Here is a 25,890-nt window from a genome sequence, read left to right as displayed (position 1 = left end):
TGGAAAGGCTGATATCTTGCCGCGTTGCCCCACCCCCCAGGGGTGTCCTACGCCGACGGCGCCTGCTCCGGGGACGGCGCGGCGTGGCGGGCGGCGATCGCCGCCGCGCGGTGGTGCACGAAGTCGCGCAGCCACCGCGGGGCCAGCACCTCCGCGTCCGTGGCGAGCTGCCACAGCGCCCATTCGGCGTGCCTCGCATCCTGGTAGGTGACCTCCAGCCGCAGCCGGCCCTCCGCGTCGGCCTCCTCGGCGAGCACGGCCAGTGCGCTGCCGACGAGGTCCTCCCGCCGCGCCGGATCCACCCCTACCAGGACGGTGACCAGGTCGCCGCCGGCCCGGAACCGCATGCTGCGCTCCTGCCACGCCAGGTCCAGATCGACCGCATCCGGTCGCTGCGCCGGTTCGGCGAGTTCCTCGGCGGCCAGGATGCGGGACAGCCGGTAGGTGCGGTCCGCGCCGGCCCGCGTGGCCAGCAGGTAGCCCTGGCCGCGCACGGTGACCAGACCGATCGGCTCCACCGTGCGCCACTGGGCTTCCCGGCCCGCCGCCGCGTAGCGGATGCGCAGCCTGTGGCCGGCGAACACCGCCCGGCGGACCTCGCCCACCACGGCGTCCGGCAGCTCCTCGGTGACGAGCCGGCGCGCGAGGGCGTCGGTCTCCGGGTCGATCAGCAGGCGCCGCGCCGCACCCGCCGCGGTCGCCCGCTGGCTTTCGGGCAGTGCGTCGACCACCTTGCGCATGGCCGAGGCGAGTGCCGAGCCGAGGCCGAACGCCTGCGCCCCGCGCCGCGATCCGGCGACCAGCAGAGCGAGCGCCTCGTCGTGGTTCAGCCCCGTGAGCTCGGTACGGAAACCGGGCAGCAGCGTGAAACCGCCGTGCCGGCCGCGCTCGGCGTAGACCGGGACGCCGGCCGCGGACAGCGCGTCGATGTCGCGCAGCACGGTCCGGGTGGACACCTCGAGCTCGCGCGCCAGTGTGGTCGCGGACAGCCGGCCGTGCTGCCGCAGCAGCAGTACCAGGGAGACCAGGCGATCGGCGCGCACCCGGAAAAGCTACCGGAATACACGACACACGATGTCGTGATTGGTTGCGAGGCTTCGACGCGACACAGTCCCTTGCACCCGAGAGGTGGCCCCCATGGCACACGACATCGTCAACCCCGACGGCCTGCACGACCCGACCCCGTTCGGCTACAGCCACACCGCCTCCGTCCCCGCGGGTACGGAACTGGTCCTCGTCGCTGGCCAGTACGGGGCCGGCCCGGACGGCGCGGTCGTCTCCGCCGACTTCTGCGAACAGGTGGAGCAGGCGTTCCGTAACATCGGTGTCGCCCTCGACGCCCACGGACTCGGCCTCGGCCACGTCGTGCAGCTCAGGACGTACGTGGTCGGCCACGACGTGTCCAAGCTCGGGCCGATCGCCGCCGCCGTGCACAAGCGCTGGGGCGCGCGGCCGCCCACGCAGACCCTCGTCGGCGTCGCCGCCCTGGCTACGCCGGACCTGCTGTTCGAGGTCGAGGCGCTCGCCGCCCGGCCCTGACCGGTGGGCCGCCGCCCACGGGGGCGGCGGCCCACGGCCCGATGAGCCGCCGCCCCTCCGGAACGCGTCCCGGATCAGGGCCTACGCCGCGAGCACCGCCTCGCGCGTCCCCCGCGGGGCCCGCTCGCCCGGCGCGGCCGGGGCCTGCGGCTCCGCCGCGGCCGCATGGGTGTCCGTCAGGAGCGCGACGAGGGAGGTGCGGGCCCGGGCCACGCGGGAGCGGACCGTGCCGATCGGGCAGCCGATGGCCTCGGCCGCCTCGGCGTAGGGGAGACCCAGCAACTGCGTGAGGACGAAGGCCTCCCGGCGCTCCGACGGGATCGCGGCCAGCAGTTCCGCCAGCGCGATGCCGTCCTCGAAACCCGGTAGGCCGTACGGCTGGGCCTGTTCGGCGGCCGTCTGCCAGTCGCAGCGCTCCGACAGTCTCGGCCGGGCGGCGGCGTGGCGCAGGCTGTCCACGACGGTGCGCCGGGCTATGGACAGCAGCCAGGTACGCGCGGAGGAGCGGCCCTCGAACCGGTGGAGGCCGGCCAGCGCCCGCAGGAACACGTCCTGGGTGAGGTCGTCGGCGGCCTGGGTGTCGGCGCTCAGGTAGGCGACGTAGCGCCAGACGTCGCGGTGGAGGGCGCGTACGAAGCGGTCCGTCTTCGCGAGGTCGCCGTCACGGGCGGCGAGGGCCAGCCGGGTCACCGCCGCGTCGGAGGCCTCGGTGTGCCGGGCGGCACGCGCGCCGGCGGTACAGGTCTGGGGGGTCGTCAGGGCAGGTGTCATCGCCAAAGGTCCTTATGTGCAAGGGGAGTCCGGTGCCGCTCCAGGGCGGGACCGGTGAGGTGCACGGCCTGCCGGAGGGCAGGGCCGAGGGCCCGAGGCGCGGCATCCGCGGGGCACCCGCGAGGCACAGGGTGCGCCGAGGGCGTCAGGTGCGTCAGGTGCGCAGAGCGCATCACGTGCGTGCGAGGTGTGCGCGAGAGCGGTCGCGAACGCGACGGGGATGCGGACAGGGATGTCGCTGCGGCTCGGGTGACCGGCTGTCAGAGGACAGCGGTCGCCGTCGGCGGACCCCTCGAGGTGATGGCGTGGACGAGGAACAGCTGCCGCGGTGCGCGCGTCCGGTGCGGCCGGCGCACCCGCGGTCGCGGCCGTAGCGCGGCCGTGACCGGTCGCAGGAGCAGACGCAGCGGAGCCCGCAGCCGGGTGGCCACGGCGCGCACCACGCGGAAGAGGGCACGCTCGCCGTGGGCGAGCCACAGCCCGCACAGCACGGCGGCCAGCAGGTGGGCGATCAGCATTCCGGCCGGTGACATGAACGCCATCGGCAGGGCCGAGCCCTCGTGCGCGCCCCCCGCCATGTGCAGGGACGCCGCGGCGGACGCGGCATCCGCCGTCGGACGGGCGGCGTGGTGCGCATGAACAGCCGCTTCCGATGCGGCGGTTCCGGTCGCCGCGGCCGAGTCGGCTGCGAGCGCCGAGAAGGCCGACAGGGCCGGCTCCGCCGCGGACCGGCCCGCGGACTGGGCCAGGGAGAAACCCGAGTGGAGCACCGCCTGCACGGCGACGGCGGCCCCCGTGACGGCGAGGATCCCGCGCTCACGGTCCGCGAGGGACCAGGCCGTTCCCGAGGCCGCCGCGAACCCGAGGGACAACGCCCACCAGGGCACCGCAGCACCCGACATGAGCATGTGCCCGATGGCCGCGAGCAGCACACAGAGGGCTGCGAACATCGCAGCCCGTAGGGCGCGTAAACAGCGGACCGGCTCCATGGCGGGGCTCATCCTCGCACCGGCCTCCCGAGCCGCACATCAGGGTGCGCACTTCCGGACAAGTTTCCGCGGCCCCACCATGTCACAGTCGGGCCGCCTCCCTCGTGTGGTGCAGGGCACAGCGGAAGGGCGGGAACCGACCCGCCGCTCCATCCGACTGCCTACCCGGTCGGTCGAGCAGTTCAACGTCCCGGGAAGGGAGACTTTGTGGCGGCGGCGGAGGGAGCGGCGACGGCACCGCCGACGGAGATGGACGCCGGTGCGGGACGAAGGCTCACGGCGCTCCTCACCTGCGCCATGGCGTTCTCGATGCTGCAACTGTTCCTGCTCGGGGCCCTCGGGCCGCGGCTCGTGGCGGAACTGGGCCTCTCACCGGCCCTGTTGGGCCTCACCACCACGATCGGTTTCGGAGCGGCCGCCGCCCTGTCCCCGGCGGGCGGGCGGATCGTGGACCGGATCGGCCCCCGGCGCTCGCTCGTCCTCCTGCTGCTCCTGTCCGCCGCGGCCCTCGCCCTGATCGGGGCCGCCCCCGGCGCCGGCCTGCTGCTGGGCGCCGTCGCACTGGGCGGCGTACCGCAGGCGCTCGCGAACCCGGCCACCAACAAGGCCCTGCTGCGCGCCGTACCGCCCGCCCGCCGGGGCGCCGTCACCGGCCTCAAGCAGTCCGGCGTGCAACTGGGCGCCTTCGCGGCCGGAGCGCCGCTGGCGGCCCTCGCGAACGGGATCGGCTGGCGGGGCGCTGTCTGGGCGGGCGCCGCGGCGGCCCTGCTCACCGGGCTGTGGGCGCTGCGGGTCCTGCCCGCGGACCCCCCGCCGCCGCCGGCAGGCCCCCGTACGGAACTCGTCCCGCGCGGGATGGTGGCCTGGCTGGCGGTGTACTCGCTGTTCCTCGGTGCGGGTATCGCCTCCGTGAACACCTACCTCGCCCTGTTCGGCGCGCAGCGCCTGGGCATGGGACCGACCATGGCGGCCGCCCTGGTCGCCGTACTGGGAGTGGCCGGGATCGCCGGCCGGGTGGGCTGGGCCAGGGCGGCCCGCCCCGGGCGCGCGCAATGGCTCCCGGGCGGGCTCGCGTGCGGCGCGCTCGGCGCGGCCGCCCTGCTGGCGGCCGCCCTCGTGGCCGGCCCCCTGGTGTGGGCCGGCGCGGTCGCCGTCGGGGTGTTCGCCGTCTCCGCCAACGCCGTCTCGATGGTGCTGGTGCTCCAGCGGGCCGCCCCCGGCCGGGCCGGACAGGACTCCTCACTGGTCGCGGCCGGATTCTTCGCCGGATTCGCGCTGGGCCCGCCGCTGTTCGGCCTGCTCGTGCAGAGCGGGCGGTACGGGCCGGGCTGGCTCCTGGTGGCCGCGGAGTTCGCGGCGGCCGCGGCCGTCGCGTTCCTCTGGGCGGTACGGGACCGGCGCGGAGGCACGGCGTGAGCGCCGCGACCGGCCGGGCACTGGCAGCGGTCATGGAACGGGTGGCGGTGACCGCAGCCGAGGTGGACCCGCGCTTCCCGCTGTACGCCGACCCGGCCGACGGGCGGTGGACCACGACCGGCCGCGGTTCGTGGACCGGGGGCTTCTGGGCAGGGCTGCTCTGGCTGCGGGCGCGGTACACCGGAGCGGAGCCCGACCGGCGGGCCGCCGCCGCGTGCACGGCCCGCCTCGAACCGTGGGTCGCGGCCGACACCGCCACCCGCGGCCTCATCTTCTGGTACGGGACCGCCGCGGCCGGCGACGACGCCGAAGCCGCCGCGCTCCGCGCCCGGGCGGCCCGGGCCTGCCTGTCGGCCTGCGACCCGCAACTCGGGATCCTGCCCTGGGGCGGCGCGCTGGGCGGCCCCGGCTGCTCGCCCGCGTGGACGCCGTGCCGGGCACCGTGCCGCTCCTCGCGGGCGCCGGACCGGACGGGGCGGCCGCGGCGTCAGCCCACCTCCACCGGCACCTGGACCTCTGCCTCGGCCGGCCCGGCGACGCGGCCCCGTGGTTCCGGCCCGCCCTGAGCTTCGAGACGGCGACCGGCCGATGGCATCCCTGCGAGGACCCGCCGCCGGGCTGGAGCCGGGGGCAGGCCTGGCTGCTTCTGGCGGTCGCCGACGCCATGCTCCGACCAACCCCCGGCGCGGGTCGCTTCGCCCGCCTCGCCGAGGCAGCCGACCTGCTGCTGAGGCGGGGCGAGCTGCTGACCGGACCGCCGGTCCCGCCGGCCGACACCGCCTGCCCGGCCGGTCCCCCCGACACCTCGGCCGCAGCGATCACGGCGGTCGCCCTGCTGAAACTGGCCCGGACGCCCGGGCCCGGCGCGGAGCAGTACGCGCTCCGGGCCGAGGTGATCGTCGACCGCCTCACCCGGTCCCACCTCACCGGCGAGGACGGCTCCCGCCCGCCCGGAATGCTGCTGGACGGCTGCTACGACCCGGCGAAGCGACCGGCGGTCCGCCACGAGCTCGTCTGGGGCGACTTCTTCCTGGCCCTCGCCCTGTCCGCCCTCCACGGCCTCGTGGACGTCACGCGCGTCTGATGGAAAGTCGAGAAACGTCGCCCTTGCTGCCGTCGAACCCGGTGCAGTCGTGCGGGACCGTGCGGCCGCCCGGTCCCGGTCCCGGTCCCGCAACGACCGCACCGGCGGAGTCGGCGGCCTCGTGGCGCCCCCCGGTTCAGCTGCTCGGAGCCGCCCGCACGACCGGCGGACCGGTCCGGCCGCTCCGGCCGTAGGCGCGGAGCACGCGGCGGGCCACCGAGGTGATGTGGAGTTCGTCCGGGCCGTCGAGGATGCGGGCGGCGCGGCCGGTGCGGAAGAGGGCCGGGAGCGGGGTGTCCGGGCCCAGGCCCGCGGCGCCGTGGATCTGGATCGCGGAGTCGGCGACCTGCTGGAGCATGCGCGCCGCGGCGACCTTGGCCAGCCCCACCTCCGTGCGCGCGTCCCGTCCGGCGGCGATGAGCGCCACCGCCTCCCGGACGAGGGGGCGGGTGGTGCGCAGCGCGAGCAGGGCGTCGAAGACGTGGGCCTGCACCAGCTGCTGGTCGGCGAGCGGCCCGCGGGATCCGCCGTGCGTGGCGGCCCGCTCGCACATCAGGTCGAAGGCCCGCTGCGCCTGTCCGAGCCAGCGCAGGCACCGCAGCGTACGGCCCAGCCGGAGCCGCTCGCCGGCGATCGCCAGGGCACCGCCGGGCTCGCCGAGGACGTGGTCGGCCGGCACCCGCACCCCGTCGAGGGCGATCTCGTACTGGCCCGGGGCGCCCAGCACGGGGAGTCCGCGCACGACGCGGAAGCCGGCCGAGCCGGTGGGCACGAGCAGCAGCGAAAGCCCCCCGCGGTCTCCGGCGGCCCCCGAGGTGCGGGCCATGACGGTGGCCAGGTCGGCGCCGGCGGCGCCCGAGGTGAACCACTTGCGGCCGGTGACCAGCCAGCCCCCGTCCGGGTGCCGTTCGGCACGTGTGGCCGTCCCGAACGGGTCGGTGCCGGGCACCCCCGGCTCGGTCATGGCGTAGCAGGTGCGGATCTCCCCGGCGACCAGCCGCTCCAGGTACACGTCGCGGACCTCGGGCCGCGCGTACCGCGCCAGCATCGTCACGTCGAGCAGCGGGGCGGATCCCAGCGCGGCGGGACCGTGGTCACTGGCCCCCTCCGCCTCGGCCAGCTCGGCGTAGGCGCCGAAGGACAGGCCGCCGCCACCCAGTTCGGCGGGGAGCGGCAGGGCCCACAGCCCCTCGGCCCGGGCCTCGGCGCGCAGCGCGGCCAGGGCCTCCGCGGCCTCGGAACCGCCCCCGTCCAGCACGGACTCCCGGGGGAACACCCGGGCCCGGACGAAGCGGTCGACCCGCTGCCGCAACGCGGCCGTGTCCGGCTCCCGTTGTGCCGATCCGGCGCCGTCCGAGCGGGGATCTTCCACCGTATGCCTCCTCCTGCCCGGGAACTTCCGGGACTCGTGCCGACTTCCGGAAAGTTTCGGGAGCCGCCGCGAACTCGCGGGAACTCGCACGAACGGCCGACCGACTGTCTGTTCGTGGAACTGGTCGGGTGCGCAGGCCCCCGGGTTCCCGAATCCCGCAAGACCCGGGACGCGGCCACCACCGCGGCCAGGAGAGGAGAGCCATGGCGTCACCGGCAACCACGCAGACGGTACGGCCGCTCGACACACTGCGCTTCGACACCTCGGGGCCGCCGCAGATCACCGGCCTCGTCACCGACCACCTGCGGCTGCTCGGCGCACGGACGGAACGCCCCGGGCACGCGGACGCGCCCACCGCCGGCACCGTGCTCACCGGCGGCGGCTTCGCACCGGCCCTCGCGACAGCCGCCTGGGCGGATCCCGCGAGCGGACTCGCCGACGAGGCCACGGTGCAGGCCGCCACCGGCATGATGGCCGTGCACGGACGGCGGGACGGCATCCCGCGCGGACTGGCCGTCGACTACGCCGCCACCGCCACCGCCGTGCTCACGGTGCAGGGGCTGCTCGCGAACCTGGTGGGCCAGGCCCGCGGCGGCGCCGCAGCCCACGTCGCCACCGGCGCGGACCGGGCCGGACTGCTCGCCGTGTCCCAGTACCTCGCCGCCGCGGGCGCCGACGAGGCCGAGGCTGCCGAAATCGCCGCCGGCGGGCCGCCGTTCACCTCCGCCGACGGAGTCCTCTTCGAACTGGAGACGCTCGACCCGGGCGCCTGGGCCGCCTTCTGGCAGGCACTGGAGGCGCCCCGGGAAGCCCTCCGGACCGGCTGGCGGCCCTTCCAGTTCCGCTACGCCACCGCCTGCGCCCCGATCCCGGCAGCCCTCCACGCCACCGCGCGGTCCCACGGCTGGGACCGGATCCGCCGGGCCGCGGCCGCCTCCGGTGCCGAGGTGTGCGCACTGCGCACCCTCGCGGACCGGGCCGCGGAACACGACGGCGCCGCACCCTGGTTCCTGACCCCGACGGCGGGCCGGGCACGGGCCGCCGGGCCGGGCCGCCCGCCGGCCCCGGCCCCCGCCCGGCCGCTCGCCGGGCTGACCGTGCTGGAGGCCGGCCGCCGCATCCAGGCACCGCTCGCCGCGCACCTGCTCGGGCTGCTCGGCGCCGACGTGATCCGCATCGAACCGCCGGGCGGCGATCCGCTGCGCGGCATGCCCCCCGCCTGTTCCGGGATCTCCGCCCGCTGGCTCGCCCTCAACCGCGGCAAGCGGGCCGTCGAGATCGACATCAAGACGGAGGCGGACCGCGGCCGGCTGCGGGACATGGCGGCGCACGCCGACGTCTTCCTGCACAACTGGGCGCCGGGCAGAGCCGCCGCCCTCGGCCTCGACGCCGACGACCTCGCACGGGTCAACCCCGCGCTCGTCCACGCGTACACCAGCGGCTGGGCCGGCCGGCTCGACGACGCCCCGATGGGCACGGACTTCATGGTCCAGGCCCGTACGGGGGTCGGCGAGGCCGCCCGGCCCGCGGGCGAGATCCCCGCACCCTCGCTGATGACCCTCCTCGACGTCCTCGGCGGACTCCTGGGCGCCGAGGCCGTCCTCGCAGGGCTGCTGCTGCGTGAGCGCACCGGCCGCGGCGTACGGGTCGACTCCTCCCTGCTCGGCGCGGCCGACACCCTGACCGGCCCCGCCCTGCGCAGGGCGGCCCGCGGGGAGGACCCCCGCCGCCCGCCCGGATTCCGCCACCCGCTGGCCACGGCCGACGGCTGGATCGCACCCGCCGACGCCGATGCCCGCGCCGCGGCCGGCCACGACCTGCGCGGCCTGGCCACGGGCGAGGCCCTGTCCCGGCTGCGCGAGCACGGCCTGACCGCGGCCGCCGTCACCACCCAACTGTCCGACCTGCACCACGACCCGCGCTTCGCCGGCTCGATCGGCCGCGACGCCCACGGCGCCCCCGCAGTCCCCGACCCCTGGAGCTTCGTATGACCGCCGACAGGCTCGTCCTGCGTGACCTGCTGCCCGCCGAACTCCGCCGTTCCTGGGTGGTCGACGGCACCTGCCCCGACCTCGACCTTTACAGCCTCTTCCGCGCCCGCCAGATCGCCGACCTGCACCGCACCGCCGTCATCGACGCCAAGGGCAAGCTCTGCTACACCGCCCTCGACCGCAAGGTCCGATGCCTGGCCACCGGCCTGAGGCAGCTCGGTATCGGCCCGGGCGACGTGGTCGGCGTTCAACTGCCCGACGGCCGCGGCGCGGTCATCGCCGACCTGGCGCTGGCCGCCCTCGGCGCGGTCTCGCTGCCCTTCCCCGTGGGCCGGGGCCTCCTGGAGGCCGAGTGCCTGCTGCGCCGCTCCGAGGCCGTCGCCGTCATCGCGGCGACCGAGCACCGCGCGTTCCGGCACGCCGGCGACCTCCGCACCCTGGCCGGGGCACTGCCGCGCCTGCGGCACGTCATCGCCGGGGGACGCCCGGGCACCATCCCCGACGGAACGATTCCGCTGGCGGAGCTGCTGCGCAGCGACCCCGGCGGGTTCGTGCCCGCCCGGCCCGACCCCGACAGCGCGGCGCGCATCCTCGTCTCCTCCGGTTCCGAGGCGGAGCCCAAGATGATCGCGTACTCGCACAACGCGCTGGCCGGCGGCCGCGGCAACTTCCTGGCCTCCCTCATCCCCGACGGAACCCCGCCCCGCTGCCTCTTCCTCGTCCCGCTGGCCTCCGCCTTCGGCTCCAACGGCACCGCGGTCACCCTGGCCCGGCACGGTGGCAGCCTCGTGCTGCTCGACCACTTCACCGCGGACGCCGCGCTGGCCGCCGTGCGCGAACACCGGCCGACGCACGTCCTCGGCGTGCCCACCATGGTCCGCATGATGCTCGAACGCCTCGACGGGACGGGCGAGGAGCTGCCGCCGCCCACCGCCCTCGTCCTCGGCGGGGCGCCACTCGACGAAACCACCGCGGCCGCTGCGGCGCAGGCGTTCGGCTGCTCCGTCGTCAACCTCTACGGCTCCGCCGACGGCGTCAACTGCCATACGGGGCTGGGCCGTGCGGTGCCGCCCACCGACGGCTCCGGCGTCGTCGCCGGCCACCCCGACCCCCGGGTCGCCGAGATCCGCATCGCCGACCCCGACACGCACCTGCCCCTCCCCGACGGCGCCGTCGGCGAGATCATCTCGCGCGGGCCGATGACCCCGCTGTGCTACGTCGGCGCCCCCGAGCTGGACGCCCGCTACCGCACGCCCGACGGCTGGGTCCGCACCGGCGACCTCGGCTACCTCGACGCCGACAGCGTCCTGCACGTCGTCGGCCGCCTCAAGGACATCGTGATCCGCGGCGGAGCCAACATCAGCCCGGCCGAGGTGGAGCGGGAACTCACCGCGCACCCCCAGGTCCGCGACGTGGCGTGCGTCGGCGTGCCCGACCCGCTGATGGGAGAGCGGCTCGCGGCGTGCGTCGTGGCCCGGGGGGCACAGCCCCCCACCCTCGCCTCCCTCGGCGAACACCTGACGGGACGCGGCCTGGAGCGGCGCAAGCATCCCGAGCAGCTCCTCGTCGTTCCGGAACTGCCCCTGACGGCCGCCGGCAAGCCGGACCGGGCGGCCCTGCGCAAGCGCCTGACCGAGAGCGGCGCCCTCGTGTGGACGGGCCGCCGTCCGGCCCGGTCGCCGTGATCGCCGCACGGCCCCAAAACACAGTCGCACGGGCCGGACACGCGCAGGCGCAAGCACTGCACGACACCGGCCCACGCCCTCCCGACGCCGAGGCCGCCGGACGCGGAACCGCGCTGCGGCCCTGCGGGCAGGGTTCGCCGTGGCGGACGAGGGCCGGTCACCAGCAAGACCCAACGAGCCGGCGCGGCGCCGGCGGGCCAGGCTCCGATCGCGGCCGGCCGGATCTCGATCTCCACGGCGCCGTCGCCCGATGGCCGGGTACTCAGGACCAGCGGAGGGCCGCCCACCTGCCGGTGACGGGCCGTTCGCCGTCGCCGCAGTGCAGGAACACGGCCCGGTCCGCCGGCAGCGGCCGGCCGTACGCGGCGCGCACGCGTTCCGCGACGGAGTCGCAGATCTCGGCGAAGCCTGCGTCCGTCCAGTCCTGGCGGGACTGATCGGCCGGCGCCTCCGCCTCCAGGAAGGCTCCACCACATGCACCGCGCCGGCGGTACAGGACCTCCTCGTCGCCCTCGTCCAGCCGGCCGAGGACGTACGGGCCCGTGGACCCCGGGGTGGAACCCGTGCGGCGCGATCGCGCGCCTTCGGGCCCGATGGACGAATCCGCGGGCGAAGCCGTCGCGGCCCGCGCCGCCGCCCCCCGGTGCGGGGGAGGGGCCCGGCGGACGTCCCCCCGGGCCCCTCCCGAACCCCCGGTCAGGCGGCGGGGGTGCCCATGGCCTTCTTCAGCTCCGCCGCGGCATTGCGGTAGACCGGCAGCAGCTCGAGGTCGTCCCCCGGGTAGTTGACGATCTTCACCTGCTTGGCGCCGGAGTCCGGCAGGACCGCTCCGGTCGACATGTGCGCGTTGTCCAGCACCAGCGAGGGCTTCTTCGCCGAGAGTTCGGCGAGCTGCGCAGGGGTCACGGCCTCCGGCCCGTACGTGCCCACCGTGGTGGCGCCCGCGAGCTTCGCCGACCACGCGGTGAAGACCTGCGTCACGACGGACGGGCTGCGCCCGCCGGGCCACGTGGCCTGGAGCTCCTTGTTCAGCTTCGTGTACTCGGCGTCGAAGCCGCTCTTCCACTGCGCTGCGGCGTCGGCCGTGCCGAACAGCCCCGCCAGGCGGCCGACTTCGGCGGACACCTTGGCAGGGTCGTTGTCGAGTTCCACCTCGACGAGCCTCGCCTTGGACCCCGCGGCCTCCTTGATCTTCGCGGCGTACGGTTCGAAGGGCGCGTACAGCACGAAGTCGGCCTTGGCCACGGCGGCGAGGTCCGAGGGCTTGGGATCGTAGTCGGGGGCGTGGTGGACGGACTGCGGCACGATGACCTTGATGTCCTCGGCGCCTGCGGCCTTCGCGAACGCGCCCTCCCAGGTGGTCGTGACCACCACGGACGGCTTGCCGGCAGACGGCTGCCCCCGCCCCTCGCCGGAGGTGGACGAGGCGTCGTTCCCGCAGCCGGCGGTCAGGAAGAGGGCCGCGCTCAGTGCGAGGACGGCAGGGATACGGACGCGGGTGCGCGCCATGAGCTGATTCTCCGTTCGGGTATGGAATGCACCGCGAGGACCAGCGCCCCCGCGGCCAGGACGAGGACCGGGCCGGGCGGCCAGTCCAGCCACAGGGCCAGCAGGAACCCCGTCAGGTTCACCGCGACGCCGATGCCGACCGCCCACAGGGTGATCGACTTCAGCGAGCTGCCCAGGCGGCGCGCGGCGAGCGCGGGCAGCAGGGTCAGCGCGTCGACGAGCAGCGCGCCGGTGAGTTTGATGGCCCCGGCGACCGCGACGGCGACCAGGACCAGCAGTGCCGCCGTCAGCGCCCGTACCGGGACGCCGGAGCACAGGGCGAGCTCGCGGTCGTACAGCAGCAGTCCGATCTCGCGCCGCCGCCACCAGAACAGGCCGGGCACGGCGGCGGCGAGGACGCCGAGGACGACGAGGTCGGGCGTGCCGACGGACAGGATCGACCCCCACAGCAGGGCGAAGGCGCCGGAGGCGTTGACCCCGGACACGGCCAGCAGCAGCAGTGCCGCCGCGATGGCCAGGCTCATCAGCAGCCCCATCGCGCCCGACAGGCCGTCGGGGGTACGTGCGAGCGGTGCCACGCCCGCGCCGGCCAGCGCGCACGCCACCAGCGCGCACAGCATGGGGTCGAGGCCGGTGAGCAGGCCCACGGCGATGCCCAGCAGGGCCACGTGCATCATCGCGAACCGGACCGGCATGATGTCGAGCCCGACGATGACGACTCCGATGACCGGCAGTCCGACCGCCGCCAGCAGCAGAGCCGCTCCCGCCCGTTGCACGGGCAGCAGCTGGAGCAGTTCACCCAGGTCGGCGGCGGCCAGGGTGGTCACCGGACCTCCCGCACCCTGCCCGCGGCCATCTCCAGCACGCGGTCGCAGCGCTCCGCCAGGCTCCGGTCGTGGGTCACCACGATCAGGGTCACGGGCAGCGAGGTGAGGACGTCCGCTGCCTCTGCCTGCCCGGCGAAGTCGAGGGCGGCCGTCGGCTCGTCCGCCAGGAGCAGCTCGGCGCCCGCGGCCACGCACCCGATCGCCCGTGCCAGGTACATGCGCTGCAACTGGCCACCGGAAAGAGTGTGCAGCGGCCTTCCGGTCAGCGTGCCCACCCCGAGCCGGTCCGCGGCCCCGGCCGCTTCCGCAGGCGCGTTGCTCCCGGCCAGCAGTTCGGTGCCGAGCAGCGGGAAGCGGCCGGCGGCCGGCTTCTGCGGGATCCAGGCGCAGGCCCGGCGCCGCCACGCCCACTCGGCGGGGGAGCGGCTTTCCCGGCCGCCGACCAGGATCGAGCCCGCCGTCCGGCGGTGCAGGCCGAGCACGGCACGCAGGAGAGTGGATTTGCCCGAACCGTTGGTACCGGTCAGCGCCACGCGCTCACCGGCTGCGATCTCCAGGTCCACATCGGCGACGGCCTCCACCCGCCCGTGCCGGCAGACGACCCCCCGCATGCGCACGTCCAGTCCGCCCATCACACGCCTCTCGATCGTCCTCGGCCGCGCGGGACGGCGCGGCTCCGCCTCCCACGTGCCAGTAGTCGGACTCGGGCCGTTCGGGGTTCCCGCCCAACCGGAAAGGATTGCGCCGACGGCCCCCGAGGCGGGAAGGAGCACCGGGGAGGAGGCACCGGGAAGGAGGCACCGGGAACCCCCTTTGGGCCTGCCGCCCGCGTGCCGGTTCGATCGCTGCATGTCCATTCGGTAGGTTCCTCCCGATTTCTGATGGAAGGCGGACGCGATGGGCAGCCCTCAGCAGGTGGCGCACGTGCGCAGGAACGTGTGGACCCTCCCGGCCGGCGACCTGACGCTCGCCCACTACGCGGCGGCCGTGGCCGAGATGAAGGCGCGGGACCCCGACGACCCCACCGGCTGGACGTACCAGGCAGCCGTCCACGGGACGAGCGCGACGCCCCCGAGGCCGCTGTGGAACGGCTGCGAGCACGGCTCCTGGTACTTCCTCGCCTGGCACCGCATGTACCTCTGGTACTTCGAGCGGATCGTCCGCGCGACGGTCGTCCGGCTCGGCGGCCCGGCCGACTGGGCGCTGCCGTTCTGGGACTACGACGCCGACCGGGAGCAGGCCCGGATCCCACCGGCCTTCCGCGACGAGGACGGCGGCGCCAACCCGCTGTTCGCCGAGCGGGCGAACCTTGTCAACGAGGGCGAACCCCTGCCCTTCGAGATCACCTCCCCGGCCTACGCGATGGGGCGCACCCGCTTCGTCGGCGAAACCGAGTTCGGCGGCGGCATCACGCCGAACGGCAGCACCTTCTGGAACCGCAAGGGCGCCCTGGAGGACACGCCCCACAACGCCGTGCACAGCCACATCGGCCGCTGGATGGGCCGGACCACCACGGCCGCGCTGGATCCGGTCTTCTGGCTCCACCACGCCAACATCGACCGCCTGTGGTTCCTGTGGTCGAGCCGTTCGGGGAACAGCAACCCCGACGACCCGCGCTGGATCACCCAGGAATACACGTTCTTCGACGCGGACGGGAGCCGGCAGAGCCTGGCGGCGTCCGACATCCTCGACCCGGCGGGGCAACTGGGCTACACCTACGAGTCGCCCGTGCCGATCTCCCCGCCGGTTCCGCTTCACGCGACGAGGTTTCCCGTGCCCGAGATGACGAACGGTCCGAGCGCCTCGGGACCGACCCCGCCGCGGCGCCGTGAGATGGCCGGCTCCTCGGAACAGCCCCTGCGCCTCGTCGGCCACGCCGAGAGCATCGCGGTGCCGATCGACCGGCGCACCACCAGGCCGCTGGGCGAGGCGCTCGGCGTCGACGAACCCGAGGCCGACCGCCACATCTACCTCAACGTCGAGGACATCGAGGGCGACACCAACCCCGACAAGGTCTACGGCATCTACGTGAACCTGCCCGAAGGGGCCTCCCGCGAGCAGGCTGAGGGCCACCGGGTCGGCAACCTGTCCTTCTTCGGCATCGAGCGGGCCCAGGACCCCCGGGGCGACGAGCACCCGCACGGCCTGCGGGTGAGCGTCGAGATCACCCCGCTCGTACGCAGGCTGCGGGCGCAGGACGCCTGGGACGAAGACCGGATGAGCGTCACGTTCCGTCCGCTCGGAGCAGCAGCAGCTGTGCCGGCGGAGGAGGCGGCGGTCGAGGACCCTCCGGTCGAGATCGGGCGCGTCAGTCTCAGCTACACCTGATGGCCCTCGAGGGCGGGGCGCGGGCGCGGTCCCCACGGCCGCCGGCGCGCCTGCCCCGGCGGCCGTGGCCGCGCGTCACCTTCCCCTACGAACTCGCGGCCCTCGCCGCCTGGATCGCCGTGATCGCGCTGACCGTGGCCGGGGCGCACCACGGCGCCCACCCCGCGGTCCCCGCCCCCGCCGGTGAGGCGCCCCACCACCACGTGTCCTCCGCGCACACGGCCCACGGCGCCACCGCGGGCCTCGGCGGCCTCGCGGCATGGGCGCTGATGTGCGTCGCGATGATGCTGCCCGCCGCGCTCCCGGCGCTCGCGCACGTGGGCACGAACAGCCTGCGCCGGCGCCGGCAGCGCGCGATGGGCGGCTTCGCCGCCGTCTACCTGGCGGTGTGGACCGGCTACGGCGCGCTGCTCCTCGCGGCGGCCCCGCTGTGGTCGCGCCTGCCCGGCGACACCGCACTGGCCGGCGCGCTCGCTCTCGCCGGCGCCCGGCAGGCGACGGTTCACAAACGGCGCGCCCTGCGCGACTGCCACCGCTCCTCCCCGTTGCCGCTGAGCGGCCCGCGGGCCGTGGCGGGCACGGTCCGCTTCGGGCTGCGCCACGGCGGCGCCTGCCTGCGGTCGTGCTGGGCGCTGATGGCGGTGATGGCCGCGGCCGGCGGCGCGGGCACGGGCATGCTCGCCTGGATGGCGCTGCTCACCGGGATCGTCACGGCGGAGCGGTTCGCCCGCAGGCCGGGGCGCACCACGCGCCTCGCCGCCGCAGCCCTCGCGGCGGCCGCAGTGGCCGTCGCCCTCACACCGGCCCTGACGTGACCGGGTGGCCCCTCGTGCGGGCAGGCCGCCACACTGCTCGTGAGGCGCGGGAACAAGCGCGAAGACCGGGTTCCAGGGTGCGCACGCCGACCACACGTTTTTGAAGGCCTCGCGGAAGCTCAACGCGCTGCGCACCGAGCGGGGGGTATGGCCGCAGCGCGGGATGAGCGTGAGCTGATGCCGGAGTGCGGGAAACGCGGTGCTCCGCCTCGGACGCCGTGAGCCGACAGCCGCCCCCTTCTGCTCCAGCCTTCAGGCCTGCAGCTCCTGGAGGTTCAGCTGCCAGGACACCCCGAAGCGGTCGTTCACCCAGCCGAACCGTGCGCTGAAGCCGTACGAGCCCACCGGCATCAGCTCCTTGCCCCCGTCGGCGAGGGCCGCGTAGAGGCGGTCGAGCTCGGCGACGGACCCGCACTCCACGAAGAGCGAAACCGCCGGGGTGAAGCCGAACTCGTGTTTGACGTAGCTGTCGATGCACATGAACTGCTGTCCGGCGAGCGAGAACGTGGCACGCAGCACGGTGCCCTCCTCGCCGGGGCCGTCGGCGCCGTAGCGGGTGATGTCGATGACCTCGGAGTCGTCGAACAGGGAGGTGTAGAAGGTCAGGGCCTCCTCCGCCCTGCCCTCGAACATCAGGAACGTGGTGATCTTCTGCGGTGCCGAGGCCATCGAGCCTGCCCTCCGTGTGGCGGGATGGGATGGAGCTTGCGGGCCGAGGCTAGAACACGGCACCGACAATGCCGCGAAGGCGGCGGCCTGCACCCGGTGCCCGTCGGCGTCCGTGTGGTCCTTCCGGGTGGCGAGCCGCCGAACGGGGTCGCCCCGGCTCACGCACGGTCCGTTCGGCCCGTGCACGGCGTGCACACGAGAGGTCGGACCCGCATGGCCTCGGCTGTCGCAACCGGACCGCCGTCACCGCCGCGGCGGCCATCGCACGGTGGGCACTCCTCACGAACCGCTCGCGGCCCCGCTCGACTCCGGGACGGTCAGGACGACCGTGCGGCCGTCGGGGTCGCTGAGGGTGTGCCGGCCGGCCGCACGCCCTCCCGGCACGCGCGCCGCGGCCGTCAGCCCGAGGCGCAGGTAGCCGGTCTCCGGGCGGCGCGTGGCCGGGTACAGCTCCAGAACGCCTCCGTCGGCGAAGGTCGCGGCATAGTGGTCCGGCCCGCTGCCGTGCTTCTCCGGTACGAGCTCGAGGCCGAGTCCGGCGTAGAAGTCGCGGCACTCCTCCAGCCGGGTCGTGCAGATCACGAGCAGGTCGACGGTCACATCCGATTCCCTCCGTCGCGTCCCCGCGGGACAGACGTGGCAGAGAGCCCACCGCCTCGGGCCTCACCGGCCGCCGGTCGGCCGGCGGCCTCCGTATGAGGCGACGAGAGCGTCCGCCCCGAGCCGTGATCGAAGCCTACTTGCGACCGGGTCGTGGGCGGCCGGGGGTGTCGGGGGGCAAATGGCCGCGCGGGAGCGGCCGTTCAGCGTCCGCCGCCCGGCTCCGCGAGCCGTGCCGGTTCCAGCGGTGAGGACGCTCACGCCCGGCCGTAAGGCCGCGTCCGGGGCGGTCCGGGCGGCACGCAGGTCAGGGGCGGGCCGGGGGCATGTCGTAGGTGACCCACATGGTGCGCGTGGCCACCTGGTCGTACTTGGCCCGCGCGCGGTGGTTGTCGTCAGCGGTGATCCAGCGGACCACGCTCCAGCCGCGTTCGCCCGCGAGCTGGCGCAGCGTGCCGAGCAGCAGGTCGGCGGCGACCGACCCGCGGTGTTCCGGTGCCACGAACAGGTCGTCGAGGAAGCAGCCGACCGTCGCGGACAGGGGCCGGGCGAAGGGGCGGTAGTGGGCCAGGCCGAGGAGCCGGCCCGCGGAGTCCTGGGCCACCAGGGCGCCGACCTCGTGGGCCGGGTCGTTCACCCACGACCACACCGTTGCGGCCGCCTCCTCGGTCTGCTGAACCTCGTAGAAATCGGCGTAGCCGCGGTACAGGACACGCCACTGCGCGAAGTCCCCGGGCCTCACGGCCCGCACGGTGATGTCGGACATGGAACTGGACTCCTGTGATCGAAGGGCGGCGCGGGCCGCCCGTGCTCCCGCACGGTGCGGAGAATCGATCATGCGGGAGTCGGGCCGGCGAGGCAGGTGCCGTGCTGTCGAAAAGGGCACCGCCGCAGCGCCACCGTGGAGGTGGCGCGGGAGCGCCGGCCGTGTTCGCGCGGCGGCGGGGTCAGCCCTCCGGCGTGCTGATGTTGACGAGCCAGGTGATGCCGAAGCGGTCCGTGCACATGCCGAAGACGTCGCCCCACATCTGCTTCTCCAGCGGCACCGAGACCGTACCGCTGCCGGAGAGCGCCTTCCAGTAGCCGCGCAGTTCGCCGTCGTCCTCCCCGCTGACGCTCACCGAGATGTTGTTGCCCGGGCTGTACTGCGTGCCCGGGGGGTTGTCGGCGCCCATGAGCGTGAAGCCGCTCGCGGTCTCCAGCATGCCGTGCATGATCAGGTCGGCGGCGTCGCCGGCCTCCTCCCCGCCGAAGTCGCCGTACGTGTTCAACGCCAGGGTGCCGCCGAAGACCTCCTTGTAGAACTCCATGGCCTGCCGGGCGTCGCCGTCGAAGCTGATGTACGGGTTGAGGCGAGAAGGCATGGAAAATTCCCTTCCTGATGGTCTGCTGTCATTTCAGGTTAGGGGAGGCGGGAGCGGCGCGCCGGCAACCGTGGTCGACTCGGCGACGGCCCGTCACCAAGCTGTGAAGCTTCGTCGGGATCCTGGTCCCAGGCCGCCGGAATCGGCCGGGACCGGCCCCGCGCGAGTCGCACCTCTCTGGGGGGAACACCATGAGCACCGTACGCAGAACCGCCGTCGCCCTCGCCGCCCTGTCCGTTCTGGCGCTGACCGCCTGCGGGCCCACCGGGGACGACGCGGCGGGCGGGACCGGCACGCCGTCCGCGGGCACGCCGAGCGCCGGCTCGTCCCCGGCCGGCTCCGCCGCGCCGTCGAAGGCCGCGACACCGGCGGCGAAGCCGGCCGGGCCGTCGAAGTCCGCCGGTTCCCCCGGCTCGAGTGCGCCGGCCGACCCCGACTTCGACGTCTTCCCCTGCAGCACCCAGGACGTGACGTTCACCGCTAGCCTGGCGGAGCCCACGACCAGCAGCTACCTGCTGAAGATCACCAACAGGGGAACGAAGGCGTGCAGGGTGCTCGGGCACCCGGTCGTCACCTTCGGCGCCCTGGACGGGCAGGCCACGGAGCGGGGCACGGCCCCCGGCATCGAGGACGCGATCAGGCTCGCCCCGGGCAAGTCCGCCTATGCCGGCCTCATGGGCGGTGCCGTCGACGGCACGGGCAAGACGGTCGACTCCATCGCGATGACCATGAGCACCGAGTCCGACCTCGTGCAGACACCGCTCAAGGCGCCGACCCCGGGCCTGTACGTCTCCGCCGCCAAGAACTCCGTGACCCCGTGGGTGGACAACGCCGAGGACGCCCTGAGCCTGTAGCCCCGACGGGTGACCCTGGGCGCGCTGCGGCGGGTCGCGGGTGGGCGCCGCGAGGGGCCGTCAGGATGACTCCGGAAACGTGGGGCCGTCCACGACGCAGAAGGAGCACTTCATGCTGGAACGACAGCGTCGCAAGAACACCACCGCCGTCACCTTCGTGCTGCCCGGGGGCGACCCGCCCGGCCCCGTCAGCGTCGTGGGGACGTTCAACGACTGGCAGCCGGGCGCCCACGTACTCGAACCCCGTCCCGACGGCATGCGGGCGGTGACGGTCGCGCTGCCCGCCAAGGCCACGCACGCCTTCCGCTACCTCGCCGCCGGGGACTACTGGTTCAACGACGCGGGCGCGGACGGGCACGACGGCCCCAACAGCCGTCTGAACACCTGACGTCCACGCGCTGAGCGGCACGCTCCGTACCGGCACCCGCCGCTGCGGAGCGTTCGCGCGGCACGAGCCGCGCGGAGCGCCGCGAAACGTCAACCCGAGGCATCGTGGATCCCCACATCGGGCGATCCGCTCCACGGCGCCCGCGTGTGCGCGCCCGCCGCTCGTCCGGAGGTGCTACACAGCGGCATCCACCAGGACAGACCCGAGGAGCGGACGGATGATTCAGAGCCCGGCGGCCCGCAGCCGCACGGAAGGCGGCGCCGCAGTGACCGCGGGGGAAGCGGACGCCGACGGTGTCACGGACCGGGCCGCGCTCGCCGGCGCGACCGGGATGGTGATGGCCCTGGTGCCCTGCACCGCCGAGAGTGCCCGGCGCGTCCTCGGCAACGCGGCCCAGGCCGCGGGCGTCACGCTCCAGCTCATGGCGCGCACGGTCATCGCGACCCGCACGTGCCCCGCGGACGTCGACCCGGACTGCGAGCGTGCGCTGCGCGCCGAGATCGGGCATGCCCGGACCCCGTACCCCCCTGCGCCGCCCCCCTCCGGGACGCTCCTGCCGGCCCCGCACGTGCTGCGCCGGCACCTGAACCACCTGCGGGCCGTGCGCCGCCGTACGCTGGCCGCGCCGGACGACCCGGCACTGCGCGCCGCGATGGAGGATGCCGCGTACACGCTGTGCGTCCTGATGGGCCAGCGCAACGCGCACAGCGCGCTGCTGGCCGCCGAGGAGCTGGTGGCGGCTCACCGGCTTCCCCCGTCCGAGGGGCCCGATCCGGTGCGGCCCCCCGCGGGAGGCACCGACTGACCCGCGCCGGAGCCGCCCAGGGCCGCCACGGCCGCCAGCAGCCGGTCCCAGAACAGGTCGGCCCGCAGCCCGACGGCGACCCGGGCGTTCGCCGGCCGCCCCAGGGTGCCGTGCAGGTCCACCACCGTCGCCCCGCGCGTGTGCCGGCCGTGGAGTTCCACGGCCACGTACGCGTCCACGCAGGTGACCAGCGCGGGGTCGATGACCCGGGCCACCGCGACCGGGTCGTGCACCGGGGGAGCGGGAAAGTTCCACAGCCGCCGGTAGGTGCCCGCGAAGAAGCCCAGCAGCTCGGCGCAGATCCGCCCGAGGTCGGTGTCCAGAGCCTCGAAGCGGGCGACGACCTCAGGCGTCGCGAGGGCCTGGTGGGTGACGTTGAGCCCGCACATGGTCACCGGTACGCCGCTGCGGAAGACGATGTCCGCGGCCTCCGGATCGGTGTGGATGTTGAACTCCGCGGCCGGGGTCCGGTTCCCCCGGTCCGTGGAGCCGCCCATCAGCACGATCTCCCTGATCCGGCCCGCCAGCTCGGGGTACCGGGTCAGCAGCAGGGCGATGTTGGTCAGGGGCGCCGTCGGTACCAGGGTGACCGGCTCCGGAGACCCGGCCAGGATGCGCCGCAGCAGCTCCACCGCGTGGTCGGGCTCGGCGGCCAGGGACGGTTCGGGGAAGCGGGGGCCGTCCAGACCCGACACCCCGTGCACGTCCTCGGCGACCCGCAGCGGCTCCACCAGCGGTGCCGCGCAGCCGGCGGCGACGGGTACTCCCGTGATGCCGGCGACAGTGCACACCCGCAGGGCGTTCAGGGTGGTCTTCTCCACGGTCTGGTTGCCCGCGACCGTGGTCACGGCCAGCAGGTCGACCCCCGGGTCTCCCGCCGCGAGGAGGATGGCGAGGGCGTCGTCGTGCCCCGGATCGCAGTCGATGACGACAGGAACGGGCGCACGAGCAGCAAGGGGAACGGGAACGGGAACGGGAACTGGAACGATCAAGGCCGGACACCTCTCGTCGGTCCGCCGCCGCCGCGGCGCGGTCCACCGGGTCCAGTGTGCGCACCGGAGGGCCGGCGCACACCGCCGCCGCCGCCGATGCGCCACGGATGGTCCGTTTCGCCCGCGTGTGTGAGGAGTGGTCGGGCGGGGCAGCCGCCCTGCGGCGGGACCGGATGCCGGGCGGCGATCGGAGGCGGTGCCATGACGACCAACAGCCGTGAGGTGTTCGGCGTGCCCTGCTGGGTCAACCTCACGGCCCCCGGCCTCGCCGACGCGGAGGACTTCTACGCCGGGGTGCTGGGCTGGACGTTCCGGGCCACCCGGCTCGGTGAGCACTTCCGCGTCGCCATGCTGGACGGCCGGCCCGTGGCCTCCGTCGGCGCGCTCGCCGCGCGGCTCGCCGTGCCGACCGCATGGACGCCGTACTTCGCTGTCGACGACGCGGAGGTGACCGCCGCCCGGGTCCGCGAGCGGGGCGCGACGATGGCCGTCGGACCGCTCGCCTTCGCCACCGGGAGGGCCGCGCTGGCCGCCGACCCGTACGGGGCGGTCTTCGGCTTCTGGGAGGGCGAGGTCGTCCCGGAGTGGCACGCCGGACAGGAGGACGCCGCGGCCTGGGTCGAGCTGCGCACCCGCGACGCGTTCGCCGCGGCGGTGTTCTACGGCGAGGTCCTCGACTGGGCCTGCGAGCGGCCCGGATGCTGCGACGTTGCCTACGAGCACGACCACGTGGTGGTGCGCCGGGGCAGCCAGACCGTCGCGCGGATCGAGGCAGGAGCGGTGGAGCAGGCCCCCGACCCGCAGGTCCGGCCCCGCTGGCACGTCCATTTCGCCGTGGCCGACCTGGACGGGGCCGTCGTCCGGGCGATCGAGCGCGGAGGCGCCGCCGTGACACCGGTGCGGTCCTCCCCGACGGACCGCCGGGTCACCCTGCGCGACCGGACCGGGGCCCTCTTCACCATCAGCGAGGCCATCGCCTGAGTGGTCCCGGGGCGGCCCGGGGGCCGCGGACCCGCTCCGGGCGGGCGGCGCCGCCCGCCCGGAGCCGCCCGGGCCGCCCGGAGCCGCCCGGGCCGCCCGGAGCCGCCCGGGCCGCCCGGAGCCGCCCGGGCCGCCCGGAGCCGCCCGGGCCGTCCGTCCGTCCGTCCGTCCGGACAATGTCGGTGGCGTGCGTCACAGTTGAGGGAAGTGGCAGCAGCACGTACCTCCGGGGTGATCTCCATGCAGTACGCGATCCGGGCCGAAGGCCTGGCCAAGCGGTTCAAGCAGACCCGTGCACTGGCCGGCGTGGACCTCCAGGTGCCCGCCGGAAGCGTCCTCGGCCTGCTGGGACCCAACGGCGCGGGCAAGACCACCGCCGTCCGCATCTTCGCCACCCTCCTCCAGCCGGACGAGGGCCGCGCGGAGGTCGCCGGGCACGACGTCGTCAGGCAGGCGGGCCGGGTCCGTTCGATGATCGGCCTCACCGGCCAGTACGCCGCCGTCGACGAGAACCTGACCGGCACGGAGAACCTGCTGATGATCGGGCGGCTGCTCGGCATGCCGCGCGCGGGGGCCCGTGCCCGGGCCACCGAACTGCTCGACCGGTTCCAGCTGGTCGAGGCGGCGGGGCGGGCGGCCAAGACGTACTCCGGCGGCATGCGGCGCCGCCTGGACCTGGCGGCGAGCCTGGTGGGGAGGCCGCAGATCCTCTTCCTGGACGAGCCGACCACCGGGCTCGACCCGCACAGCCGCGGTGAGGTGTGGGACATGCTGCGCGGCCTCGTCGCCGAGGGGGTCACGGTGCTGCTGACCACGCAGTACCTCGACGAGGCGGACCGGCTGGCCGACAGCATCGTGGTGATCGACAAGGGCGCGGTCATCGCCGACGGCACGCCGGACGAGCTGAAGGCGCAGGTCGGCGGCCAGGTGCTGCAGCTGCGGCCGGCCCGCGCGGCGGACCTCGGCACGGCGCACGCCCTGCTCGCCGAGGCCGCGGGCCCCCTGGCGGAGATCGAAGGCGAGGAGATCACCGTGCCCGTCAAGGATCCGGAGCTGATGCCGAACGTGGTCCGCCGACTGGACCAGGCGGGCATCGCGGTGGCCGAGCTGACGCTGCGGCGCTCGTCGCTCGACGAGGTGTTCATGGTCCTGACCGGCCACCGGGCGCAGCCGCAGACCGCGGTGGGCGACGGCGACGGCGAGGGGGAGCAGTACGCGACCGCGGGGAGCCTGTCATGACCGCCGCGTCCGCGTCCGCGCCCGTGGCCGGTGCCCTGGGCGGCAGCGGCCGGGTGCGCCCCCTGGCGGCCCTGCGGCAGACCGCGACGCTCGCCTGGCGCAGCCTGGTCTCCGTCAAGCACAACCCGCTGGAGCTCGTCGACTACAGCATCTCGCCGATCATGTTCGTCTTCCTGTTCACCTTCGTCTTCGGCGGACAGATGGCCGGATCCCCGCAGGCATACCTCCAGTACGCGCTCGCCGGGATCATCGTCCAGAACACGCTCTTCATGAGCATGTACACGGCCATGGCGCTGAACACCGACCTCACCAAGGGCGTTTTCGACCGCCTCCGCAGCCTGCCCATCGCCCGCTCGGCGCCGCTCCTCGGCCGTATCACGGCCGACCTGGCCAAACAGCTGTGGGCGATGCTCCTGATGATCGCCCTGGGCACCCTGCTGGGCTTCGAGATCACCGGCGGCGTCGCCGGCTTCGTCGGCGGGCTGCTGCTGCTCCTGGTCTTCGCCGCGGCCGTCTCCTGGACGGCCGTGCTGATCGGGATGCTGGCGGGCGACGCGGAGAAGGTACAGGTCTTCGCCTTCACGCTGATCTTCCCGATCACCTTCACGAGCAGCGCGTTCGTGATGGTCGACACGATGCCGGGCTGGCTCCAGGCCTGGGTGAACGTCAATCCCGTCACCCAGCTGTCGGACGCCTTCCGCGGACTGCTGCTCGGCACCCCTGCCGGCGAGCCGATCATGTGGTCCCTGATCTGGGCGGCGGGCATCGCGATCGTCTTCGTCCCGCTCGCGATGCGGGCCTACCGCTCCCGCGTCTGACCTCTCCCGCGGGCCGGCCTTCCCGGGGCCGCCCTCCGCGGGGACGGGATCAGGGTCGGTCCGGCGACGGGGCCAGCACCACGAAGTCGGCGCCCGCCGGGTCGAGGCAGACGGCCAGCCGTCCGACGCCCTCGGCGTCCTCCGGCCCCATCTGCACACTGCCGCCGTTCCCGGTGACCGCGTCGACCGCCGCGTCGCAGTCGGTGACGGCGAAGACGGGATGCCAGTAGGGCCGCCCGTCCGCCAGGTCGAGGTCCTCGGCGGGCAGCTCCATCATGCCGCCGTGCATGCGCTCCGCGGGCTGCCCGGCAGGCGTGACCAGCGCGTACGTGCCCGCGCCGCCCGGCAGTTCCATGTCGCTGAACCACCAGCCGAAGACTCCGCCGTAGAAGTCCTTGGCCGCCGCCGCGTCGCTCGTGTAGAGCTCCGTCCACGACAGCGAGCCCGGCTCGTCGACCAGCTCGACACCCTTGCTGGTTCCCGGCTGCCAGACGGCGGACTGCCCCCCCAGCGGGTCGCTGTACTGGGCCATCCGCCCCCACTCGTCGAGGTCCCTCGGAGGCACCCGCACCGTGCCCCCGGCGCGCTCGACGGCTGCGGTGGCGGCGTCCGCGTCGGGCACGCTGTAGTAGATCATCCAGGCCGGCCGGGCGCCCTCCTCGGTGAGCTTGCCGAGTCCGGCGACGATCTTCCCGTCCTTGCGGAACATCCCGCCCTCCATGTCCTCGCCCTCGCCCATGGACTCGTAGTCCCAGCCGAGTACGGCTCCGTAGAACGCGGCCGCGCCGGGCACGTCGGGAGCGCCGAGGTCGATCCAGCAGGGGGCGCCCGCGGCGAAGTCAGTGGTGATCATG

Annotated in this window: 27 protein-coding genes; 14 read left to right on the top strand and 13 right to left on the bottom strand. The window is 74.8% G+C overall.

Annotated elements, in window-relative coordinates; translation table 11 throughout:
- Window positions 1–47: 47 nt before the first annotated feature.
- Window positions 48–1,043 carry a helix-turn-helix transcriptional regulator gene (locus tag ACZ6JS_RS08085; protein ID WP_469296725.1) on the bottom strand — a complete coding sequence of 332 codons (996 nt, stop codon included), beginning with the start codon at window positions 1,041–1,043 and terminating at the stop codon, window positions 48–50.
- Window positions 1,044–1,137: 94 nt separating this feature from the next.
- Here ACZ6JS_RS08085 and ACZ6JS_RS08080 point away from each other — a divergent pair, with 94 nt between their 5' ends.
- Entirely contained in the window at window positions 1,138–1,539 is a 402-nt protein-coding gene (locus ACZ6JS_RS08080) for a RidA family protein (protein ID WP_469296723.1), read from the top strand.
- An 81-nt stretch (window positions 1,540–1,620) separates the two neighbouring features.
- On the opposite strand, the gene ACZ6JS_RS08075 is transcribed toward ACZ6JS_RS08080, so the two are convergent.
- A complete protein-coding gene (locus ACZ6JS_RS08075) occupies window positions 1,621–2,310 on the bottom strand; it encodes a sigma-70 family RNA polymerase sigma factor (RefSeq protein WP_469296722.1) in 690 nt (229 codons plus the stop codon).
- 260 nt (window positions 2,311–2,570) lie between these two features.
- A complete protein-coding gene (locus ACZ6JS_RS08070) occupies window positions 2,571–3,260 on the bottom strand; it encodes a hypothetical protein (RefSeq protein ID WP_469296721.1) in 690 nt (229 codons plus the stop codon).
- A 288-nt stretch (window positions 3,261–3,548) separates the two neighbouring features.
- Here ACZ6JS_RS08070 and ACZ6JS_RS08065 point away from each other — a divergent pair, with 288 nt between their 5' ends.
- The 3 genes from ACZ6JS_RS08065 to ACZ6JS_RS08055 all read left to right on the top strand — a co-directional run bounded on the left by ACZ6JS_RS08065 (window position 3,549) and on the right by ACZ6JS_RS08055 (window position 5,799).
- A complete protein-coding gene (locus ACZ6JS_RS08065) occupies window positions 3,549–4,715 on the top strand; it encodes an MFS transporter (RefSeq protein ID WP_469297156.1) in 1,167 nt (388 codons plus the stop codon).
- Window positions 4,712–5,281 (top strand): hypothetical protein, encoded by a 570-nt coding sequence (locus ACZ6JS_RS08060; protein WP_469296719.1) that lies wholly within the window; start codon window positions 4,712–4,714, stop codon window positions 5,279–5,281. Before ACZ6JS_RS08065 ends, ACZ6JS_RS08060 begins: the two co-directional genes overlap by 4 nt.
- A 98-nt stretch (window positions 5,282–5,379) precedes the next feature.
- Window positions 5,380–5,799, top strand: coding sequence for a hypothetical protein (locus ACZ6JS_RS08055; protein ID WP_469296718.1), 420 nt, complete (start codon window positions 5,380–5,382; stop codon window positions 5,797–5,799).
- A 136-nt stretch (window positions 5,800–5,935) separates the two neighbouring features.
- On the opposite strand, the gene ACZ6JS_RS08050 is transcribed toward ACZ6JS_RS08055, so the two are convergent.
- Complete coding sequence (locus ACZ6JS_RS08050) at window positions 5,936–7,171, bottom strand: acyl-CoA dehydrogenase family protein (RefSeq protein WP_469296716.1); 1,236 nt, start codon at window positions 7,169–7,171, stop codon at window positions 5,936–5,938.
- A gap of 203 nt (window positions 7,172–7,374) precedes the next feature.
- On the opposite strand from ACZ6JS_RS08050, the gene ACZ6JS_RS08045 reads away from it, so the two are divergent.
- Both ACZ6JS_RS08045 and ACZ6JS_RS08040 read left to right on the top strand, forming a co-directional pair.
- The gene (locus ACZ6JS_RS08045; protein WP_469296714.1) at window positions 7,375–9,162 is read left to right on the top strand and encodes a CoA transferase; all 1,788 of its coding nucleotides are present in this window, start codon (window positions 7,375–7,377) and stop codon (window positions 9,160–9,162) included.
- Entirely contained in the window at window positions 9,159–10,847 is a 1,689-nt protein-coding gene (locus ACZ6JS_RS08040) for an AMP-binding protein (RefSeq protein WP_469296712.1), read from the top strand. The genes ACZ6JS_RS08045 and ACZ6JS_RS08040 overlap by 4 nt, the downstream gene beginning before the upstream one ends.
- Window positions 10,848–11,543: 696 nt before the next feature.
- Here ACZ6JS_RS08040 and ACZ6JS_RS08035 read toward each other — a convergent pair.
- Genes ACZ6JS_RS08035 through ACZ6JS_RS08025 form a run of 3 tightly spaced genes read right to left on the bottom strand, consistent with a single transcriptional unit; the run spans window position 11,544 to window position 13,815 of the window.
- Entirely contained in the window at window positions 11,544–12,356 is an 813-nt protein-coding gene (locus ACZ6JS_RS08035) for a metal ABC transporter substrate-binding protein (protein ID WP_469296711.1), read from the bottom strand.
- On the bottom strand, window positions 12,314–13,183 hold the full coding sequence (locus ACZ6JS_RS08030; RefSeq protein ID WP_469296709.1) for a metal ABC transporter permease: 870 nt from the start codon (window positions 13,181–13,183) through the stop codon (window positions 12,314–12,316). The genes ACZ6JS_RS08035 and ACZ6JS_RS08030 overlap by 43 nt, the downstream gene beginning before the upstream one ends.
- Entirely contained in the window at window positions 13,180–13,815 is a 636-nt protein-coding gene (locus ACZ6JS_RS08025) for an ATP-binding cassette domain-containing protein (protein ID WP_469296708.1), read from the bottom strand. The genes ACZ6JS_RS08030 and ACZ6JS_RS08025 overlap by 4 nt, the downstream gene beginning before the upstream one ends.
- A 265-nt stretch (window positions 13,816–14,080) precedes the next feature.
- On the opposite strand from ACZ6JS_RS08025, the gene ACZ6JS_RS08020 reads away from it, so the two are divergent.
- Both ACZ6JS_RS08020 and ACZ6JS_RS08015 read left to right on the top strand, forming a co-directional pair.
- On the top strand, window positions 14,081–15,511 hold the full coding sequence (locus ACZ6JS_RS08020) for a tyrosinase family protein (RefSeq protein ID WP_469296707.1): 1,431 nt from the start codon (window positions 14,081–14,083) through the stop codon (window positions 15,509–15,511).
- Window positions 15,511–16,326: a copper chaperone gene (locus ACZ6JS_RS08015; protein WP_469296706.1), complete on the top strand. Its 816-nt coding sequence runs from the start codon at window positions 15,511–15,513 to the stop codon at window positions 16,324–16,326. The genes ACZ6JS_RS08020 and ACZ6JS_RS08015 overlap by 1 nt, the downstream gene beginning before the upstream one ends.
- A 252-nt stretch (window positions 16,327–16,578) precedes the next feature.
- On the opposite strand, the gene ACZ6JS_RS08010 is transcribed toward ACZ6JS_RS08015, so the two are convergent.
- The 4 genes from ACZ6JS_RS08010 to ACZ6JS_RS07995 all read right to left on the bottom strand — a co-directional run bounded on the left by ACZ6JS_RS08010 (window position 16,579) and on the right by ACZ6JS_RS07995 (window position 18,959).
- The gene (locus ACZ6JS_RS08010; RefSeq protein WP_469296704.1) at window positions 16,579–16,995 is read right to left on the bottom strand and encodes a VOC family protein; all 417 of its coding nucleotides are present in this window, start codon (window positions 16,993–16,995) and stop codon (window positions 16,579–16,581) included.
- A 279-nt stretch (window positions 16,996–17,274) separates the two neighbouring features.
- Window positions 17,275–17,595 (bottom strand): VOC family protein, encoded by a 321-nt coding sequence (locus tag ACZ6JS_RS08005; RefSeq protein ID WP_469296702.1) that lies wholly within the window; start codon window positions 17,593–17,595, stop codon window positions 17,275–17,277.
- A 307-nt stretch (window positions 17,596–17,902) separates the two neighbouring features.
- Window positions 17,903–18,361 (bottom strand): GNAT family N-acetyltransferase, encoded by a 459-nt coding sequence (locus tag ACZ6JS_RS08000; RefSeq protein WP_469296701.1) that lies wholly within the window; start codon window positions 18,359–18,361, stop codon window positions 17,903–17,905.
- A 181-nt stretch (window positions 18,362–18,542) separates the two neighbouring features.
- A complete protein-coding gene (locus ACZ6JS_RS07995; protein WP_469296699.1) occupies window positions 18,543–18,959 on the bottom strand; it encodes a VOC family protein in 417 nt (138 codons plus the stop codon).
- A 191-nt stretch (window positions 18,960–19,150) separates the two neighbouring features.
- On the opposite strand from ACZ6JS_RS07995, the gene ACZ6JS_RS07990 reads away from it, so the two are divergent.
- The 3 genes from ACZ6JS_RS07990 to ACZ6JS_RS07980 all read left to right on the top strand — a co-directional run bounded on the left by ACZ6JS_RS07990 (window position 19,151) and on the right by ACZ6JS_RS07980 (window position 21,006).
- On the top strand, window positions 19,151–19,813 hold the full coding sequence (locus ACZ6JS_RS07990) for a DUF4232 domain-containing protein (protein ID WP_469296698.1): 663 nt from the start codon (window positions 19,151–19,153) through the stop codon (window positions 19,811–19,813).
- Between the two features lie 112 nt (window positions 19,814–19,925).
- Entirely contained in the window at window positions 19,926–20,201 is a 276-nt protein-coding gene (locus ACZ6JS_RS07985; protein ID WP_469296696.1) for an isoamylase early set domain-containing protein, read from the top strand.
- 217 nt (window positions 20,202–20,418) lie between these two features.
- A complete protein-coding gene (locus ACZ6JS_RS07980) occupies window positions 20,419–21,006 on the top strand; it encodes a DUF5133 domain-containing protein (protein WP_469296694.1) in 588 nt (195 codons plus the stop codon).
- Here ACZ6JS_RS07980 and ACZ6JS_RS07975 read toward each other — a convergent pair.
- Entirely contained in the window at window positions 20,943–21,998 is a 1,056-nt protein-coding gene (locus tag ACZ6JS_RS07975) for a nucleoside hydrolase (RefSeq protein WP_469296692.1), read from the bottom strand. The two genes, ACZ6JS_RS07980 and ACZ6JS_RS07975, sit on opposite strands and share 64 nt — an antisense overlap.
- 201 nt (window positions 21,999–22,199) lie before the next feature.
- Between ACZ6JS_RS07975 and ACZ6JS_RS07970 the strand changes: the two genes are divergently transcribed.
- The 3 genes from ACZ6JS_RS07970 to ACZ6JS_RS07960 all read left to right on the top strand — a co-directional run bounded on the left by ACZ6JS_RS07970 (window position 22,200) and on the right by ACZ6JS_RS07960 (window position 25,036).
- Complete coding sequence (locus ACZ6JS_RS07970; RefSeq protein WP_469296690.1) at window positions 22,200–22,979, top strand: VOC family protein; 780 nt, start codon at window positions 22,200–22,202, stop codon at window positions 22,977–22,979.
- A 240-nt stretch (window positions 22,980–23,219) separates the two neighbouring features.
- A complete protein-coding gene (locus tag ACZ6JS_RS07965) occupies window positions 23,220–24,218 on the top strand; it encodes an ATP-binding cassette domain-containing protein (protein WP_469297155.1) in 999 nt (332 codons plus the stop codon).
- Entirely contained in the window at window positions 24,215–25,036 is an 822-nt protein-coding gene (locus ACZ6JS_RS07960) for an ABC transporter permease (protein WP_469296688.1), read from the top strand. The genes ACZ6JS_RS07965 and ACZ6JS_RS07960 overlap by 4 nt, the downstream gene beginning before the upstream one ends.
- 49 nt (window positions 25,037–25,085) lie before the next feature.
- Here ACZ6JS_RS07960 and ACZ6JS_RS07955 read toward each other — a convergent pair whose 3' ends face one another.
- Complete coding sequence (locus ACZ6JS_RS07955) at window positions 25,086–25,889, bottom strand: VOC family protein (protein ID WP_469296687.1); 804 nt, start codon at window positions 25,887–25,889, stop codon at window positions 25,086–25,088.
- Window position 25,890: the final 1 nt, after the last annotated feature.

Source organism: Streptomyces sp. NPDC046349 (assembly GCF_055587885.1).
Note: the sequence above shows the minus strand (reverse complement) of the source record. Positions and strands in the feature narration are given on the sequence as shown.